This is a genomic window from Buttiauxella agrestis ATCC 33320 (genome assembly GCF_000735355.1).
Lineage (GTDB): Bacteria > Pseudomonadota > Gammaproteobacteria > Enterobacterales > Enterobacteriaceae > Buttiauxella > Buttiauxella agrestis.
Map to the genome: position 1 here is coordinate 38697 of NZ_JMPI01000023.1, position 17075 is coordinate 55771.

Annotated in this window: 17 protein-coding genes and 1 pseudogene; 8 read left to right on the forward strand and 10 right to left on the reverse strand. The window is 47.5% G+C overall.

Going from position 1 to position 17075, the window contains the following annotated elements; all coding sequences use genetic code 11:
* Positions 1 to 10 precede the first annotated feature (10 nt).
* Complete coding sequence (locus tag GBAG_RS07460) at positions 11 to 253, reverse strand: DinI-like family protein (RefSeq protein ID WP_034494697.1); 243 nt, start codon at positions 251 to 253, stop codon at positions 11 to 13.
* 103 nt (positions 254 to 356) lie between these two features.
* Positions 357 to 1769 (reverse strand): MltF family protein, encoded by a 1413-nt coding sequence (locus tag GBAG_RS07465; protein ID WP_246864862.1) that lies wholly within the window; start codon positions 1767 to 1769, stop codon positions 357 to 359.
* Between the two features lie 400 nt (positions 1770 to 2169).
* Here GBAG_RS07465 and cspE point away from each other — a divergent pair, with 400 nt between their 5' ends.
* The 3 genes from cspE to GBAG_RS07480 all read left to right on the forward strand — a co-directional run bounded on the left by cspE (position 2170) and on the right by GBAG_RS07480 (position 3307).
* Positions 2170 to 2379, forward strand: coding sequence for a transcription antiterminator/RNA stability regulator CspE (gene cspE, locus GBAG_RS07470; RefSeq protein WP_034456078.1), 210 nt, complete (start codon positions 2170 to 2172; stop codon positions 2377 to 2379).
* 283 nt (positions 2380 to 2662) lie between these two features.
* Positions 2663 to 2821 carry a YqaE/Pmp3 family membrane protein gene (locus tag GBAG_RS22040; protein ID WP_006687217.1) on the forward strand — a complete coding sequence of 53 codons (159 nt, stop codon included), beginning with the start codon at positions 2663 to 2665 and terminating at the stop codon, positions 2819 to 2821.
* Between the two features lie 180 nt (positions 2822 to 3001).
* A complete protein-coding gene (locus tag GBAG_RS07480; RefSeq protein WP_034494702.1) occupies positions 3002 to 3307 on the forward strand; it encodes a hypothetical protein in 306 nt (101 codons plus the stop codon).
* Positions 3308 to 3346: 39 nt separating this feature from the next.
* Here the strand turns inward: GBAG_RS07480 and GBAG_RS07485 are convergent, their stop codons facing one another.
* The gene (locus GBAG_RS07485; RefSeq protein WP_034494704.1) at positions 3347 to 3841 is read right to left on the reverse strand and encodes a 2-thiouracil desulfurase family protein; all 495 of its coding nucleotides are present in this window, start codon (positions 3839 to 3841) and stop codon (positions 3347 to 3349) included.
* Positions 3842 to 3996: 155 nt separating this feature from the next.
* On the opposite strand from GBAG_RS07485, the gene GBAG_RS07490 reads away from it, so the two are divergent.
* A complete protein-coding gene (locus GBAG_RS07490) occupies positions 3997 to 4704 on the forward strand; it encodes a CTP synthase C-terminal region-related (seleno)protein (protein WP_034494706.1) in 708 nt (235 codons plus the stop codon).
* Here the strand turns inward: GBAG_RS07490 and GBAG_RS07495 are convergent, their stop codons facing one another.
* Positions 4705 to 5910, reverse strand: coding sequence for a CynX/NimT family MFS transporter (locus tag GBAG_RS07495; RefSeq protein WP_034494708.1), 1206 nt, complete (start codon positions 5908 to 5910; stop codon positions 4705 to 4707).
* 98 nt (positions 5911 to 6008) lie between these two features.
* On the opposite strand from GBAG_RS07495, the gene GBAG_RS07500 reads away from it, so the two are divergent.
* Positions 6009 to 6794 carry an AraC family transcriptional regulator gene (locus GBAG_RS07500; RefSeq protein ID WP_034494710.1) on the forward strand — a complete coding sequence of 262 codons (786 nt, stop codon included), beginning with the start codon at positions 6009 to 6011 and terminating at the stop codon, positions 6792 to 6794.
* Here the strand turns inward: GBAG_RS07500 and GBAG_RS07505 are convergent.
* Entirely contained in the window at positions 6791 to 7237 is a 447-nt protein-coding gene (locus GBAG_RS07505) for a DUF441 domain-containing protein (RefSeq protein ID WP_034494920.1), read from the reverse strand. The genes GBAG_RS07500 and GBAG_RS07505 overlap by 4 nt on opposite strands.
* A 317-nt stretch (positions 7238 to 7554) precedes the next feature.
* On the opposite strand from GBAG_RS07505, the gene GBAG_RS22045 reads away from it, so the two are divergent.
* Entirely contained in the window at positions 7555 to 7911 is a 357-nt protein-coding gene (locus GBAG_RS22045; protein ID WP_034494712.1) for a D-Ala-D-Ala carboxypeptidase family metallohydrolase, read from the forward strand.
* A gap of 39 nt (positions 7912 to 7950) precedes the next feature.
* Here GBAG_RS22045 and dgcJ read toward each other — a convergent pair whose 3' ends face one another.
* The 3 genes and pseudogenes from dgcJ to yeaG form a co-directional block, all read right to left on the reverse strand.
* Positions 7951 to 9429, reverse strand: a complete 1479-nt coding sequence (gene dgcJ, locus GBAG_RS07515) for a diguanylate cyclase DgcJ (RefSeq protein WP_034494714.1) — start codon at positions 9427 to 9429, stop codon at positions 7951 to 7953.
* A gap of 138 nt (positions 9430 to 9567) precedes the next feature.
* A pseudogene (locus GBAG_RS07520) lies at positions 9568 to 10852 on the reverse strand (YeaH/YhbH family protein).
* A gap of 70 nt (positions 10853 to 10922) precedes the next feature.
* Positions 10923 to 12857: a protein kinase YeaG gene (yeaG, locus tag GBAG_RS07525; RefSeq protein WP_034494715.1), complete on the reverse strand. Its 1935-nt coding sequence runs from the start codon at positions 12855 to 12857 to the stop codon at positions 10923 to 10925.
* A gap of 426 nt (positions 12858 to 13283) precedes the next feature.
* Between yeaG and GBAG_RS07530 the strand changes: the two genes are divergently transcribed.
* Complete coding sequence (locus tag GBAG_RS07530) at positions 13284 to 14033, forward strand: MipA/OmpV family protein (protein WP_034494717.1); 750 nt, start codon at positions 13284 to 13286, stop codon at positions 14031 to 14033.
* Between the two features lie 78 nt (positions 14034 to 14111).
* Entirely contained in the window at positions 14112 to 14963 is an 852-nt protein-coding gene (locus GBAG_RS07535) for an aldo/keto reductase (protein WP_051873655.1), read from the forward strand.
* Here the strand turns inward: GBAG_RS07535 and GBAG_RS07540 are convergent.
* Complete coding sequence (locus GBAG_RS07540; protein WP_034494719.1) at positions 14960 to 15847, reverse strand: D-hexose-6-phosphate mutarotase; 888 nt, start codon at positions 15845 to 15847, stop codon at positions 14960 to 14962. The two genes, GBAG_RS07535 and GBAG_RS07540, sit on opposite strands and share 4 nt — an antisense overlap.
* A gap of 76 nt (positions 15848 to 15923) precedes the next feature.
* On the reverse strand, positions 15924 to 16919 hold the full coding sequence (gene gapA / locus GBAG_RS07545; RefSeq protein WP_034494721.1) for a glyceraldehyde-3-phosphate dehydrogenase: 996 nt from the start codon (positions 16917 to 16919) through the stop codon (positions 15924 to 15926).
* Positions 16920 to 17075 lie beyond the last annotated feature (156 nt).

Below are 17075 nucleotides of genomic sequence, written 5' to 3' on the forward strand. Positions count from 1 at the left end.
CGACCTGTTGTTAGTCTTCGCAAACCAGCCAGAAATCCGCTTCATCAAACATCTCTTCAACCAGACGGTTGATTTTCTCTTTCTCATTTTTCGTGCAATCACTGTGAACCGCATTCATTTGCATGGGTTTCACTCTGACGTCAGCATCTGGAAAAATGGTCTGAACTCTTCGGGTAAGCTCGGCAAGGATTTTTTCATTTGCACCGGGAAGACCCGCTACATTTCGTTTGTCGTAAACCAGTTCCACGAACATTGATACGTCTCTTTTAAGGCTGTGTTTATATACAGTAATAAATCTCGACATTCAAGGCAAGGGATGTTATTGAAAAAGAATGCTGGAGCTTTCACAGGTAGAGCTATTCTGCGGTACTGGCCGCAACAGGTAACTCTGCTTTCCGCGCTTTTATTTGTTCCATGATGAGCTGATAAGCAACGTAATACTTAAAGATGTTGCTCACGTATTGCACCGTTTCGTTACCTATACGCAGCTGCGCAATTCTTTCAACATTGTTAAACCAGATATTGGGGTCAAGGCCATTTTTGGTCGCTTCTTTACGTAACCGGGCAATTTTAGCCGGTCCCGCGTTATAAGATGCGAAAGTGAATAGCATTTTGTTCATGTCACTCATGGGTTCATCAGCAAAATAACGGTCGCGCATGAAGCGGATGTATTTCACTCCTGCATTAATGTTCGGGTCGATTAAACTGATATCGCCTACCTTTAACTCTTTACCGGTGGTAGGAAGAACCTGCATCACGCCAATCGCGCCGCTTTTGCTTCGCACAGACTGATCGAGTCGTGACTCCTGGTAGCCTTGAGCTGCCATTAGTAACCAATCGACATTATATTGCGCACCATATTTGCGAAATATTTCAGTGACCTGATTAAATTTATTTATCTCTTCTTCCGAACGCGCATCTTTTACCCACTTCGTATTGCGTAAATATTTATAAACCTGCTGATTGCCGAATGACGTGCCGATTTTATGGCTAGCCGTGAATTTATCGAGCTGGGCTTTAAGCAAAGGGGAGTTTTTACGCATAGCAAGCGCGATAGAACCGTCATCCCGCAGCGTAATATTTTCGTAAACCACAATGTTGGGGTAAATCTGTTTCCACAAGATTGCCAGGTATCTGTCCACCACGGTGTAGTCGGCGAGGTTCGCATTTACCATTTCCAGAATATCTTCGGGTTCAAAATTGCCGGGGGCTTTGATCACTATCGCGGGTGGAAGTTGTTTCTCGGTCAGGCTTTTATTAAGCGTATCAATACTCGAAATATAGCTGGTGGAAGGGTTAACAAACAGAGATTTACCAGACAGCGATTCTGCTGTTGTGAGTTCGGGAGCCTTGCCGCTGGCAATCACTACTTCACGGACATTTTTTGCTAAGGGAACGCTGAAATCGACTAACTTTTCGCGTTCTGGAGTCATCGTTAAATTGGCAGCAATGATATCGCCACGGCCAGCAATTAGCTGTGGGATGAGCTGATCACGTGCGGTTGGAATAAAAAGGAGATGTGTTTTTTTTGAGGGTTTAAGGCCTTTATTGATTTGTTTGTCAAACTGGTGCATCAACTCAACCATGATGCCGCGCTGCGTACCCCGGTTGTCAATAAAGTAGAAAGTTTTGCTGTAAGGGATTAAGACGCGTATCACGCGCCGCTCTTTCATCACATCATAATCACCCAGGACGGTGTTAACCTGGGTATCGAATTTCAACGGCTGTTCGTCGGTGGCTGCATGCGTCATCGGCAAAAACGTAGACATCAAGAGAAGTACCAACAACAAACGGGCCATCGCGACACCATCTACACATTCATCCGGCTACCGTTTAACTATAGCTCGCACACAGATGCTTTGATTAAAAAACACACACTCGTATTCGAGGGTTGTGTAGAAGGGCGGCGGGGCGGCAATCCTTGATGAGAAAATTATTATTTGAAAATAATTCTTGCTTCCAAAGCGCAGGCATGAGTAAATGCGTCATCGGTTTGGAAGACAGACCTTATGAAAGCAGTTTTAGTAAAGCAGTCCTCAGTTCAAGCGCTATCAAGTCATCAGATACCCTTCTTCGTGAGTCTCCTCCTAAGTGCCTAAATAAGAAACGTTCTGCAATACAGACCACGTTCGCCATATTAAATGGCTGTAAAATAATGAGGAAGTATCTATGTCTAAAATGACTGGTTTAGTAAAATGGTTTAACCCAGAAAAAGGTTTCGGTTTCATCACTCCTGACAATGGTAGCAAAGATGTGTTCGTTCACTTCTCTGCCATTCAGAGCAATGATTTCAAAACTCTGGACGAAGGCCAGAAAGTTGAGTTCTCTGTTGAGAACGGCGCTAAAGGTCCATCAGCAACTAACGTTGTTGCTCTGTAAGACTGCTAACGCATACTGAGACTTACGCATGCGAAGACGGTGAATAACCCGAGCCGTTAAGTCAAAGTGAATAAACCCGCCATTGTGCGGGTTTTTTGTTATCTAAAATCCGCTAACGCCCATCTTTTATACCTTTAAATCAAACACATAATCGTGCTGTGGTTATGCCCGCTATTTACATTAAATCACGATACACCGTCTGTAGGTTTACGCTCAGTAGACTATGCTTATAGTGAAATATGCTTTTTTCAGTATAGTTAGCATTAATAACTGGAGTTTTTTTATGGGCTTTTGGCGTATTGTTTTTACGATTATTTTACCCCCATTGGGTGTGTTGCTAGGTAAGGGATTCGGCTGGGCATTTATTCTGAACATTGTACTGACACTGCTAGGCTACATCCCTGGATTAATTCATGCTTTCTGGGTGCAAACCCGCGATTAATCAAATAAAACCGTATGGCTGGTTTTAAGTCACGCGGTGTAAGCAGAAAATATACACGGCGTGTTTTTTGGAACACGCTCTTGACGCTACAGGCTACGAGGTAAAACTTGTGGCCTGTTTACATTTTCATCTAAGAATGTTCTGATATAGTCAATTTTTAAGGTACTACAGAGTCTTTTTATGTTTCAGTTAAAACCGGGCATGCTGGCAATGATTATCGGCTCCCGTACCGCCGCCGGGCGTGTGAATGTCGGTAAATCAGTCGAACTTTTTGGTCTTTGCGAGCCGGGCGAAAGCTTTGTAAACCCGGTTACAGGCGTTGTGACGCAACTTCCACACGATGCTAATCATCCGTTGTGGCTGGTGACAGGTAATGTTGTTGCCTTTGATGGTCGTGAAGGTTATACCTTTGTCCGGGCTGAATATTTGTTGCCGTTAGATAAGTCTTTATTGCCAGAAGTTGATGAAACGCTCGCGGTGCATTGATTGGCTTGTGGGGCAGAGCGGGTAATGAAATGTCATTGATTACCCGTCTAACTCGGCGACGCGAGCGATTAGCGCAGAAATCTCACTATCTGCGTAAACTTCGATACCGTGCTGCCGCAAAAACGCCGTGGCAACCCCCATTCCCGGCTGCGTTCTTCCCTGAAATGTCCCGTCATAAATCTTCAAACTGCCACAGGTAGGACTGCCGTCCGTCATTAATGCCAGGCGACATCCGGATTCTTGCGCGGTTTTTAACGCAAGACATGCAGCTAACAAATAATGTTGGCTCACATCCGTACCATCGCTTTCCAGAATGTTTGCTGATCCATTAAGTGCAGCCAGACCACCACCACCCACAAGTTCTGCGGGCAGACGAGGCGTGCTCAATCCCGCCGCCAGTTCCGGGCAATGAATGACCAACCGATTCTCTTGTTGCCAACGCGTCAGCACATCGGCCAGCAGAGGTTTATCCTGCCCGTTATAACGAACTTTAAAGCCCATCAAACAAGCACTGACCAGTATTTTTGTTTTCATTGCGTCACAGTGATTGAGGAGAAAAAGACACGCTACACCAGTGTATCCACGTTTTACTACCCTGCTAAATATGGGCGTTGCCAGGCAAAAAATATCGGCATATCCTATCATTCCTTATGTGCCAGAAGCTGTTAAACATAAGGATATTCAAATAAATGCCTCCATTACCTCTGAAACAAACTCTTCGTATTGCGCTGGTGGGTGACTTTAATCCTGCGGTTATCGCGCATCAGGCGATTCCCCTGGCTTTAGATAATGCAGCTGAATATGTTGGTGTCACCGCTGACTATGACTGGTTATCGACACCTGACGTGACAAGCCAGGAAGATCTCGTGGGATACGACGCGATTTGGTGCGTTCCGGCAAGTCCGTATCAAAATGAAGACGGTGCTTTTCTGGCCATCCGCTTTGCGCGTGAAAACCAGATCCCATTTCTGGGAACCTGTGGTGGGTTTCAGCATGCGGTAATTGAATACGCGCGGAATGTTATCGGATGGCACGATGCCGGACACGCTGAAACTGATAGTGAGGGAAGGTTAGTTATCGCGCCGCTGAGTTGCTCGCTGGTGGAGAAATCTGACGCGATAAAATTAAAGCCCGGCTCAATCATTGCTGAGGCTTATGGCCGGACGCAGATTGAAGAAGGCTATCACTGTAACTATGGGATTGCTGACAGTTTTGCCGACCAGATTCGCAAATCGCAACTACAGGTGACTGGCTGGGATAATCAAGGTGAAATCCGTGCCGTCGAGTTAAGTGGCCACCCATTTTTTGTCGGTACACTGTTTCAGCACGAGCGTAACGCATTGAAAAACAGACCTGCGCCGCTGGTTGAAGCATTGCTCAAAGCGGCGCAGCGTTAATCACGAAGACTGATGCGGACGTGTTGGATTTATTTCTGCATCACGCCCGGCAAAGCCCCCAAATACAGCCATGATACAGGCCAGCAGCGCGCATCCCATCAGTGGAAGGCTCCACTGGCCTGAAATATCATGAACTTTGCCCATCAACGGCGGTCCGAAAGCGGCTAATAAATAACCCACACATTGTGCCATACCCGAAAGCGCTGCCGCCTGGTGTGCACTGTTCGCCCGAAGGCCAATGAACGTGAGTCCTAAAATCATGGTCGCACCGGAACCAAAACCAAAGATCACCACCCAAACACTGGCTAAATCCGGCATGAATAGCAAGCCGACGGCGCTTATGGCGCACAGCAATGCCATCAGAATAGCGATCCCTCGTTGATCTTTGAGTCGGCTTAAAATCACACCCACTAACAAGCCAGGAATGGCGGTCGCCAGTTGCATTAATCCATGTAGCGAACCCGCTTGCGCCTCACTATAACCGTGACTTATCAGTATCGAAGGCAACCAGCCAATCACGACGTAATAAATAAGCGAGTTAATACCCAGGAATAATGTCACTTGCCATGCCAGTGCAGAAGTCCAGATGCCGCGGTTGTGCAGTGCTTTGCTGGTGCTTAATGTTGATGAGGTATGATTTGATAGCTGCGGCAACCAGACCAGCAATGCCGCAGCCGGGAAAATCATCAAGGCTAATAGCGCGCCAGGCCAGCCGTATCCGTGCTGAGCAACAGGTACCACAAACATGGAACCGATGGCCGCTGCAACGCCCATCGTAAGTGAATAGGCACCAGTAAGACGTGCAACGTGGCCAGGAAAATCCCGCTTAATCAGGCCGGGCAATAGCACATTCCCGATAGCAATCCCGCAGCCAATGATTGCCGTACCAAAATACAATAATGCGGTATTTCCCGCAGATCGCAGCGCAATTCCAGCGCAGATAATCAACATGGCAGCAAACAGGGTGCGTTCAATCCCAAACCGGCGTGCAATACCAGCCGCTAATGGGGAAACTACCGCAAAAGCCAATAATGGCAACGTGGTGAGTATGCCCGTTTGCGCCGTCGTCAGGCCGAATGTCTCGCGAATCATATCCAACAAGGGGGCCGCACCGGTAAACGTCACGCGCAGCGTAGTGGCAATCATCAAAATACCGGCCAGCAGTAAGCCATGTTTTTTCAAACGGGTAGCAGTCATTGAACTCATAAAAAGATCTCTAAAAAACGATGCGCTCAAGATACACGCTTTGGGTATGGATGAAATCAACGTAAAATGACAGATTATCCCTAAAACCGGACAACTTAATGGAACGTGGCTTAGCCCTGGAAGGGTTCAATCCCGACAGTAATTGCCAGCCAGCTCAGGCATTTCGCATTCTGGTATCGGAAAGCGAAAACGAAATTCCTTTACACCAGCATCGCAAAGGCCAATTGATTCTTGCGCTGCACGGCGGGATCACCTGTGAAGTTGAACCCGCATTGTGGATGGTGCCAACTCAGCATGCCGTCTGGATCCCTGGGGAAATGCCCCACAGCAACCGAGCCACCGCTAATGCACGGTTGTGCTTTCTGTTTATCGAACCGGGCGCGGTAGAAATGCCTGCGCAATGCTGCACGCTAAGAATTTCACCGCTGGTACGTGAGCTTATAGTGCATCTCACCGAGAAAAACGAAGGGGATTTATCTCAGCCCGAGACGCAAAGGTTGGTTCAGGTATTATTCGACGAACTGCCGCGCCAGGCGGTAGAACAGCTGCATTTACCTATGTCACGACACCCGAAAATTCGGTTTATTGCCGACCAACTGGTGCAACATCCACAGGAACGTTTAACTCTCGAACAATGGGCTTCGCAACTGGCGATGAGCGAGCGCAATCTCGCCCGCCTGGTGGTAAAAGAAACAGGGCTGAGTTTCCGGCGTTGGCGTCAGCAGTTGCAGTTAATCATCGCCTTGCAGCTGCTGATTGGCGGAGTATCAGTCCAACAAATTGCGAGCGAACTGGGATATGACTCAACCAACGCTTTTATAACGATGTTCAAAAAAGCACTCGGCAATACGCCGGGACGCTATCTGGCATCGCTTGAGCCTTAGGTTTTTCCGACAATTAACGAGACAAGTCCGGCGGCAATAAGTGGTCCGACAGGAACGCCGCGAAATAAGGCTACACCTAAAACCGTTCCCACCAGCAAACCGGCCACCAAACTTGGCTGGCTGCTCATTAATGTCACGCCGCGCCCGCCAAGCCAGGAAACAAATACCCCAACGACGATGGCAACCACTGATTTCCAGTTGGTAAAGGAGTGAAGAAGGGTACTGGCGGGTAATGTTCCGCTGGCGATGGGAGCCATCACGCCAATGGTCAGAATGATTATCCCGACCGTTAAACCTTGTTTTTCAATCCACGGAAAGAACTGGCTCAGCGGCGTGACACGCACAATGATGAGTACCAGGATGGATACCGCAACGGTGGTGTTATGGCTGACAAAACCTAGTCCAGCCAGTGCCAGAAGTATTAAGAGGGTTGAGTCGAAGATCATTTTCATTCCTTGCGAAAAATAAAGTTGAGGCTTTTTTATTGTTAACACCCACTTTACGCGCAGGAATGTCTGGTCGTCAGCTTTTTTAAACGTTAGCCAGATTTTTCGTGCAGTTGCATGATAATAATTAAACATAAAATTGATTTTAACGATCAATAAGGCTTTTTTGATCTGTAAAAACTATTTGAATAGTAAGGGTATTGCCTCGTATCTTTTCTCAAATTATCTGGAGGGTTTTAACTCCTCCTCTTAAATAATTATAGATTTATCTCAGGTCATTAACCCTATTTTTTAATCAGGAATGAAAGATTAGCGTGAAGTCAATTTCCCCGTATTTTAACCGGCATGACTTTTCTTGCCCCTGTGGCTGTGGCTTTGCTGACGTGAGCAAAGAATTAGTCGAACTTTTGGACGCCGTACAGCAGCATTTTGAACAGTCAGTTGTCATACAGAAAGGCTGTTGTTGTACGCAATATAGTAAGGAATGCGGGGATATATACGCGAGCCAACATTTATTGGGTACTGCCGCAGATATTACTGTGAATAATATCCCAGCAAATAGAGTTTCTGATTATCTGGAAACCCAGTATCGGCAACAATATGGGATTGGGCGTAGCGAGAATTACACGCATATTGATATCCGCGCATCCGCAGCTCGCTGGCAGGAATAAATAACCTCAGGCCAAACGAGCTATTCGCAAGCTATGTTGCTAGCAATGTTTTCCGGCTTTATTGATGTATAGCGCAGCATCAGCGGCTTTATACATATCATCAAGAGTATCTCCGGGTTTCATTGCTACAGCACCCCAGGAGAAGTGGATACGACCAGTATCATCATGTTTTCTGATATGATCTTCTATACGCTCAATGAGCTTTTGGCTCTCTGCGAGGGAAAAATCCAGCAAGATAATCAGGAACTCATCCCCGCCTAAGCGAACAGGATAATCACTCACCCGCACGGCATCTTTAATTGCATTAGCCAGCGTAATGATTGCTCTATCGCCTTCTTTATGCCCCCAGGTGTCATTGAGCATTTTTAGCTTGTCACAATCTAGCGCGATGAAAGTGACGGCAGAGTTTACTGCCAGGATACGTTGCAGACGAGATTCGAGTACGCCTGTAAGTATTTTTCGGTTGTATAAACCCGTCATCGTATCGCTGATGTTTTCACGGCTGACGTCATGATAGTGTCGGAAATGCATACGAACTAAATGCAATAACACTGCGGTAGAAAATACATAAAATAGAATGATTTTCCATAGCGAGAGAATAAAATAGAGCACATCGAGGGAAAGCAGAATTTGCAACCTTGATTCCACGTTATGCGAGTAATTCACATAATTGAAAATAGATTTTTTACTGCGCAAGACAATTATTTCATCGTTGGTTTGGGTATCCAAAATAGTGATATCCAGGTTGCGGGAAACCAGTGGGCGGTCATAAGGATAGAAAATATCTTTTAGATTGCTAAGGGTGTATTCAGTTACGACAATCCCTTTTAATTCTCCAGCCACATAAACAGGAGACATAATGCTCATGATGTTTTTATTATTGAAGGTATCATGTTGAATCTCAGATGTGGTTTTTTTAATAGATTCAAAGCCGCTAAGAACAGTAGCATTCATCTTTATTTTATCATATTTCTGGAAGTCCTGATTGCTCAGGTTGAAATTAGCCAAATCAATATCCGAGGTGGTATAGATGTATTTATATTTTAGATCAACATAATATGTAAATAGGTCGACATCAAACGTGGGTTTTTTATCATTGCGATTTTGAATATCTACTGATTCGATGGCTTTATCGAACACGGCGAGTTGAGGGATATCCTGTGTCCAGCCAGAGCAGTCCGAATCAAGTGTGATAAGGGTTCCCATCAACAGGGAATGGAGTTGTTGAGGGGGATAAATACCGTTGGAGGAACCATGGTTTTCAACATTGGTGCAGATGTTTTTCTGCTCACTTACGGGCGGCTTTGGCGCGCTAAAACTGCGCGTTAAGAAACTGGCTATGCTCTGATTTTGATATTTATCATAGAGTAATGTGGATTCGGCTTTCTCAATAATATAATGCATGTAGGCATTCATTGAGCGGTAGCTATTCATCATTTCGAAGATAAAAAATGTTGAAGTGAAGGCAATAACACCAAGAGAAATTAAACCGCGTAGCATCTTGTGCTTTAAGGTCATGATAATAAAACTCGAGCAAGAGTCCATGATGATTTATGGCGAATTTTATCACAGGCAAGAAAGGATGTTTGATATATGGTGCAAAGAATTAGCCGGGTAATATTACTTACCAGGCTAATTTTTGCAGAGTTATCAGAGCTAATTGTAAGAGTGGCTAGACTGTTTCTGGAATAGCTCACGGAAGACAGGATAGATATCATCCTGGTCGCGAATATGCTGCATTGCGAAGTTATCAAACGTTGATTGCAAATCCTCATATTCGCGCCACAGCGTCTGGTGGGCGCGGCGGGTTATTTCGATGTAGCTATAATAACGCACCATCGGCAGTATTTTTTTTCGCCAGTAGTTCGTGACACAGCGGTGAATCATCTGCCCAGTTATCACCATCAGACGCTTGCGCAGCGTAGATATTCCACAGCGCCGGGTCATAACGTTCTTTTACCACTTCATCCATTAATTTCAGGGCACTAGAGACAATCGTGCCACCCGTTTCCTGGGAGTAAAAGAACTCATGTTCATCCACTTCTTTGGCCTGGGTGTGGTGGCGAATATAAACCACCTCCACGTTTTTGTAGGTTCGGCTCAGGAAAAGATAGAGCAAGATGTAAAAGCGTTTTGCCATATCTTTGGTCGCCTGATCCATCGAGCCAGAAACGTCCATTAAACAAAACATGACAGCCTGGCTCGAAGGCTCCGGGCGTTTTTCGTAATTTTTGTAGCGTAAATCGAAGGTGTCGATAAACGGCACGCGGGCAATTTTCTCGCGCAGTTCGGCGATCTCTTTGCGCAAGCGTTCTTCTTCAAGCAACTGAGCGGGTTCACTGTTGCTCACGGTTTCAAGACTGTCTTCCAGCTCATGCAACTGGCGACGTTTTCCGGCGGTCATCGCAGTGCGACGAGCCAGAGAGTTTTGTAGCGAACGGACTACGCTGATATTGGCCGGTACGCCATTCGAGGTGTAGCCAGCGCGATGTGATTTAAACTCGGTAATCTGGCGATGCTGATTCTTTTTCAGATTCGGCAAGGCCAGGTCTTCAAACAGTAAGTCGAGATATTCGTCTTTTGAGATTTGGAAAACGAATTCGTCCTGGCCTTCACCATCCTGACTTGCCTGGCCCTGGCCGCCACCTGAACCACCGCCGCCGCCCTGTGGGCGCTCGATACGGTCATTCTGCACAAAGTGATCGTTACCTGGGTGAACACGATGACGCAGCCCGCCACGCCCTTGATGAAACATCGGTTCGCTGATGTCTTCACTTGGGATAGAGACGGACTCGCCGCTGTCCACGTCGGTTACCGAACGCTTGTTGATGGCCTCGGAAATCGACTGTTTAATCTGTGCTTTATAACGGCGCAAAAAGCGCTGGCGATTGACCGCGCTTTTGTTTTTGCCGTTCAGTCGCCTGTCAATAAAATAGGCCATAGTTCCCCCAAACTTCTTTGCCAACTGCGCAGGGGGGCCACTGAGCGTGGCCCCATCTTTGACTCAGACGTTATGAAGACTTGCGTACCCGCAGATACCATTCGCACAGCAGGCGAACTTGTTTACGGGTGTAGCCTTTCTCCATCATACGATCGACAAAGTCATCGTGTTTTTTCTGCTCGTCGGTCGAGGTTTTGGCATTGAACGAGATAACGGGCAGCAACTCTTCGGTATTCGAGAACATTTTCTTCTCGATAACCGTGCGCAGCTTCTCGTAACTGGTCCAGTTAGGGTTACGACCATTATTGTTGGCACGGGCACGCAATACGAAGTTGACGATTTCATTACGGAAATCTTTCGGATTGCTGATGCCAGCCGGTTTTTCAATTTTTTCCAGTTCCGCATTCAGTGATTCGCGGTCAAACAACTGACCGGTATCCGGATCGCGGTACTCCTGATCCTGAATCCAGAAGTCAGCGTAGGTAACATAACGGTCGAAAATGTTTTGCCCGTACTCTGAGTAAGATTCGAGATACGCCGTTTGAATCTCTTTCCCGATAAATTCAGCATATTTCGGGATCAGGTAGCCTTTCAAATGCTCGAGGTATTTCTCTGCCACATCTTGCGGGAACTGCTCGCGCTCGATTTGCTGTTCCAGAACATAGAACAGATGCACCGGGTTTGCCGCCACTTCCACATGGTCAAAGTTGAACACGCGGGAGAGGATTTTGAACGCAAAACGTGTCGATAGCCCGTTCATGCCTTCGTCCACACCGGCGTAATCACGATACTCCTGGTAGGATTTCGCTTTCGGATCGGTATCCTTCAGACTTTCGCCGTCGTAGACCCGCATTTTGGAGTAAATGCTGGAGTTTTCTGGCTCTTTCAGGCGCGACAAAATCGAGAATCGCGACAGCGTTTCCAATGTGCCTGGGGCACATGGCGCGTGTAACAATTCGCTGTGGGTGAGCAGTTTTTCGTAGATTTTGATCTCTTCGGAAATCCGCAGGCAATAAGGCACTTTGACGATGTAAACACGGTCAAGGAACGCCTCATTGTTTTTGTTGTTACGGAACGTTACCCATTCGGATTCGTTCGAGTGCGCCAGAATAATACCGTTAAACGGCAGGGCGGAAATGCCTTCGGTCCCGTTATAGTTCCCCTCCTGGGTTGCGGTCAGCAACGGGTGGAGCACTTTAATTGGGGCTTTGAACATCTCCACGAATTCCATGATGCCCTGGTTTGCACGGCACAGTGCGCCGGAATAACCGTAAGCATCCGGATCGTTTTGCGCATGGTTTTCCAGTTTGCGGATATCCACTTTACCGACCAGCGCCGAGATATCCTGGTTGTTCTCATCACCGGGTTCAGTTTTGGCAATCGCGATTTGCGCCAGAATCGACGGCCAGACTTTCACCACGCGGAACTTGGTGATGTCGCCACCAAATTCATGCAGACGTTTTGCCGCCCACGGCGACATAATCGTGCCGAGATAGCGGGTTGGGACGCCGTACTCTTTTTCAAGAATAGAGGCATCTTCTTGCGGATTGAAAAGACACAGCGGGTGGTCATTCACCGGGCTGCGTTCACCATTGGCACTGAGCGTGTAAATAGGCACGCGCTGCATCAACGCTTTCAGGCGTTCAGCGAGCGAGGATTTACCGCCACCGACAGGCCCCAGTAAATAGAGAATCTGTTTCTTCTCTTCCAGGCCCTGGGCCGCATGTTTGAGATAGGCAACAATTTGTTCAATGGCTTCTTCCATGCCATAGAACTCTTCAAAAGCCGGATAACGGGAAATCACCCGGTTCGAAAAGAGACGGGACAGCCGTGGCTCTGTGGCAGTATCCACCATTACGGGGTCACCGATGGCCATCAATAGCCTTTCTGCCGCATTAGCATAGGCACTGCGATCTTGCTTACAGACAGCAAGAAACTCCTGCAGTGTGAACTCTTCGTCCTTGGCAGCTTCATAACGCTGGCGATAGTGATCGAATATATTCATGGCATGCCGTCCTTTCGTTTTTAGCACAGGTTAGAGAGCCGTTCGTATGAGTAATGGAGGCCCCCGGAAGACGTCTCCTGAATCTCGAGCAACCCTCATGCCAACTTCATTAGTGGCATTTTCATTGCCTCGTTCAGCGTATTTCATCTTCCTAAAATAAAGCGTAGATGGCATTTGCAAAACTTGCATACGGCCGCAAGCCAATTTCAATGACATATCAATAACTCATCCAATTATTTCTCCTTTTGTTGTAAAGAGAAGCAGCGGGTTTCACCTGCGATTCATAAAACTGAAAAATCAGTGAAACCTGTTTGAGAGATGTTGAATGGTTAATCGGAGGTTTCTGGAACGTAAAAAATTTGGGGTGAATGGAAAGGAAGGTTACACTCTCATCGCTGATTATTTGATTAAAGGACTTAATGGATTGTGAGCAAATTCAAAATTCTTACATTGGGGGCGCTAATTGCCTCATCTTTTTCTGCTGTTCACGCCGCTGACGGCCCATGGTCTTTAGGGGCGGCAGCCCTGGTCACACCGAACTTGTACAAAGGCGATCAGGACCGTGTTTATCCTGTGCCGATGGTGGGTTATGAAGGGGATAATTTTTATCTGCGTGGCCTGACTGCGGGTTATTACCTGTGGAATGACCAGACCGACAAGCTGTCTATCACGGCATACTATTCACCGCTCTTTTTCCGCGCGAAAGACAGCAATCTTCATAGTATGCGCCAGTTGAGTAACCGCTACGCGACACTGATGGCGGGACTGTCTTACGCCCATTACACGCAATATGGTTTCTTGCGCACGGTACTCGCGGGTGACACGCTGGATAACAGCAATGGTGTGACGTGGGACACCGCATGGTTGTATCGCTACACTACTGACCGATTGACCTTAACGCCGGGTATCGGGATTACGTGGAGCAGTGAAAACCAGAACGAATACTATTATGGTATCAGCAAGAATGAATCCGCGCGCAGCGGCTTAAATTCTTATGATCCAGATGATAGTTGGGCGCCGTATGTTGAGTTATCTGTTAACTACAAACTGACAGATAACTGGAACGTGTTTGGTATGGGCCGCTACATTCGCCTGGCGGATGAAGTCACGAACAGCCCAATGGTTGATAAAGAGTGGACCGGCGTTTTAATGACCGGAATCACGTATAGTTTCTGATAGTGCAGTTAATGTATTGATGCGGGGCGCTTGCGCCCCGTTTGCATTATTGTGGTGCAACAGTTTTGGAGGGATGTCATGGCAAAACAAATTCTCTTTTCTGATTCACAACTCTTACCCGCAATCGGGCAGGGAACCTGGTACATGGGTGAGCACGCAGCGCACCATACAGATGAGGTGAATGCACTGCGAGCGGGGATAGATCTCGGGTTAACGCTAATCGACACCGCTGAAATGTATGCCAATGGCAGCGCCGAGAAAGTGGTTGGAGAGGCCATCAGCGGCAGGCGAGATGAGGTTTTCCTGGTCTCGAAAGTATACCCGTGGAATGCAGGAGAGCAGAGCGCCATCACTGCCTGCGAAAATAGCCTCAAACGGTTGAAAACCGATTATCTCGATCTCTATTTATTGCACTGGCGTGGGGATATCCCGCTTGAAGAAACCGTCAGTGTGATGCAACACCTTGTGGCTCAGGGCAAAATTCGCCGTTGGGGTGTATCCAACCTCGACTACAGCGATATGCAGGAACTGTGGAATGTGGCAGGCGGGCACGAGTGCGCCACCAATCAGGTGCTTTACCATCTTGCTTCGCGCGGCATTGAATATGACTTATTGCCGTGGAGCCAGCAGCAACGTATGCCGGTTATGGCATATTGCCCATTAGCGCAGGCCGGGCGTTTGCGTAGCGGGTTGATGAATCATCCGGTACTTAACCAACTCGCGAATCATAAAGGCGCGACGGTTGCGCAACTGCTCTTAGCCTGGGTCATTCACCATGATAGTGTTATCGCGATTCCAAAAGCGGGAACTGTGGCGCATGTAAAAGAAAATGCTGCAGCGCTGGAGATTGAGTTGAGTCAGGAAGAGATTGAGCTGATGGAAAAGGCGTTTCCGGCACCGGGCCGCAAAACGCCTTTAGATATGGTTTAAGCTTTTTTCGCTACACGCAGTGTTGCCGCTAAACGCGCTGGCTTATCTGCCGTTGCTTTTTGCGGTGCACTGGCGCATGCCGTTTCGATGCACACGAAAGTTTTATAGCCTTCGTCTGGCATATCAGCCATAGAGACAGACAGAGCCGGGCCTGGGTTCCAGCCAACGACGTTGATATGGTGATGATGAATCACATCAATGCTGCGGTTCAGGCTCGCATCGTGAATTACGCTGCACTCTTCTGGCTCCAGATAGACGCGGTCGGTACGGTCCGGGAAAGTTTGCACGCCGTCGGTTAACTGGCCGAGAGAAGCATTCAGCACTTTATCGATATATTTGTTGCCCAGCCCGCTCACTTTCACATCAGCAATATCGCCAACATTGAAGTAAGTGTGCAGTGCAGAGTTCACTTCAAACTCGCCGTGTGCTTCCAGTTCCATCTCACAGGTTTTACCCAGCTTGTAACGTGCATACAGGGTAAAGTCATGTGGCCAGTATTTGCGAGTGGCATCGCTGCTTTGCAGTTCGAAAGTCAGTGAAACACCGCTTTCATCTTCATTATGTGCAGTCAATGCCCATGGCAGATTACGCGCAAAACCGTGTGCTGGCAGATCGGCTTGTGCGCCTGGGCCAAACCATGGCCAGCAGATTGGCACGCCACCGCGAATAGCTTTGCCGTTCTGGAAAGGCGTATTGTCGCTCAACCACAGTACTTCTTCTTCACCAGCAGGCTTCCACGACAAAAGGTGTGCGCCTTGTAAAGTAAAGGAACCGCGAGCTTGTGGATGGTCGACCACGATAGCTTCCAGCTCGTCAATCTTGCGAAGAGACACGGACGGAGTAATTTGTTCAATAACCGGAAGGGCAAAAATTTTATTAATCATTTGTTCAACCTATCGATCAAAGGCGAAAAAAAAGGGCGACCACAGTCGCCCTTCAGGATTAATGACTCATCTCAACTTATTTGGAGATGTGAGCAATCAGATCCAGTACTTTGTGAGAGTAGCCAGTTTCGTTGTCGTACCAGGAAACCAGTTTCACAAAGTTGTCGTTCAGTGCGATACCCGCTTTAGCATCGAACACAGAAGTACAGATTTCGCCGTTGAAGTCAGTAGAAACAACGTCGTCTTCGGTGTAACCCAGAACGCCTTTCATCGCGCCTTCAGAAGCCGCTTTCATTGCTTTCTTGATTTCTTCGTAGGTCGCAGCTTTTTCCAGACGAACGGTCAGGTCAACAACAGACACGTTTGGAGTTGGAACGCGGAACGCCATACCAGTGATTTTACCGTTCAGCTCTGGCAGTACAACGCCTACAGCTTTAGCAGCACCGGTAGAAGAAGGGATGATGTTCTGAGCTGCGCCACGGCCGCCGCGCCAGTCTTTGTGAGACGGGCCATCAACAGTTTTCTGAGTAGCGGTAGTTGCGTGAACAGTGGTCATCAGGCCTTCAACGATACCGAAGTTGTCGTTGATAACTTTAGCCAGTGGAGCCAGGCAGTTAGTGGTGCAAGATGCGTTAGAAACGATATCCTGGCCAGCATATTTTTCGAAGTTAGCACCACGAACGAACATAGGAGTGCTGTCTTTAGAAGGACCAGTCAGAACAACCTTTTTCGCGCCAGCGGTGATGTGCTTACGAGCGGTCTCATCTGTCAGGAACAGACCAGTTGCTTCAGCAACTACGTCAACGTTAACTTCGTTCCATTTCAGGTTAGCCGGGTCACGTTCTGCGGTAACACGGATAGTTTTGCCGTTAACAACCAGGTGGCCGTCTTTGACTTCTACAGTGCCGTTGAAACGACCGTGAGTTGAGTCGTACTTCAGCATGTAAGCCATGTATTCAGCGTCTAACAGGTCGTTGATTGCAACGATCTCGATGTCAGAACGTTCCTGAGCAGCACGGAAAACAATACGGCCGATACGGCCAAAACCGTTGATACCTACTTTGATAGTCATATATTCCACCAGCTATTTGTTAGTGAATAAAAGGTTGCCTGTAAAATTACAAAAACCTTACTCAGCGTCAAGCGGAATCGTGTCAATCATTGCGACAAATCAATCCTATGGACATCATTTGAACGACTGAACCGCCTCGCGCTTCCCTTTTGGCTC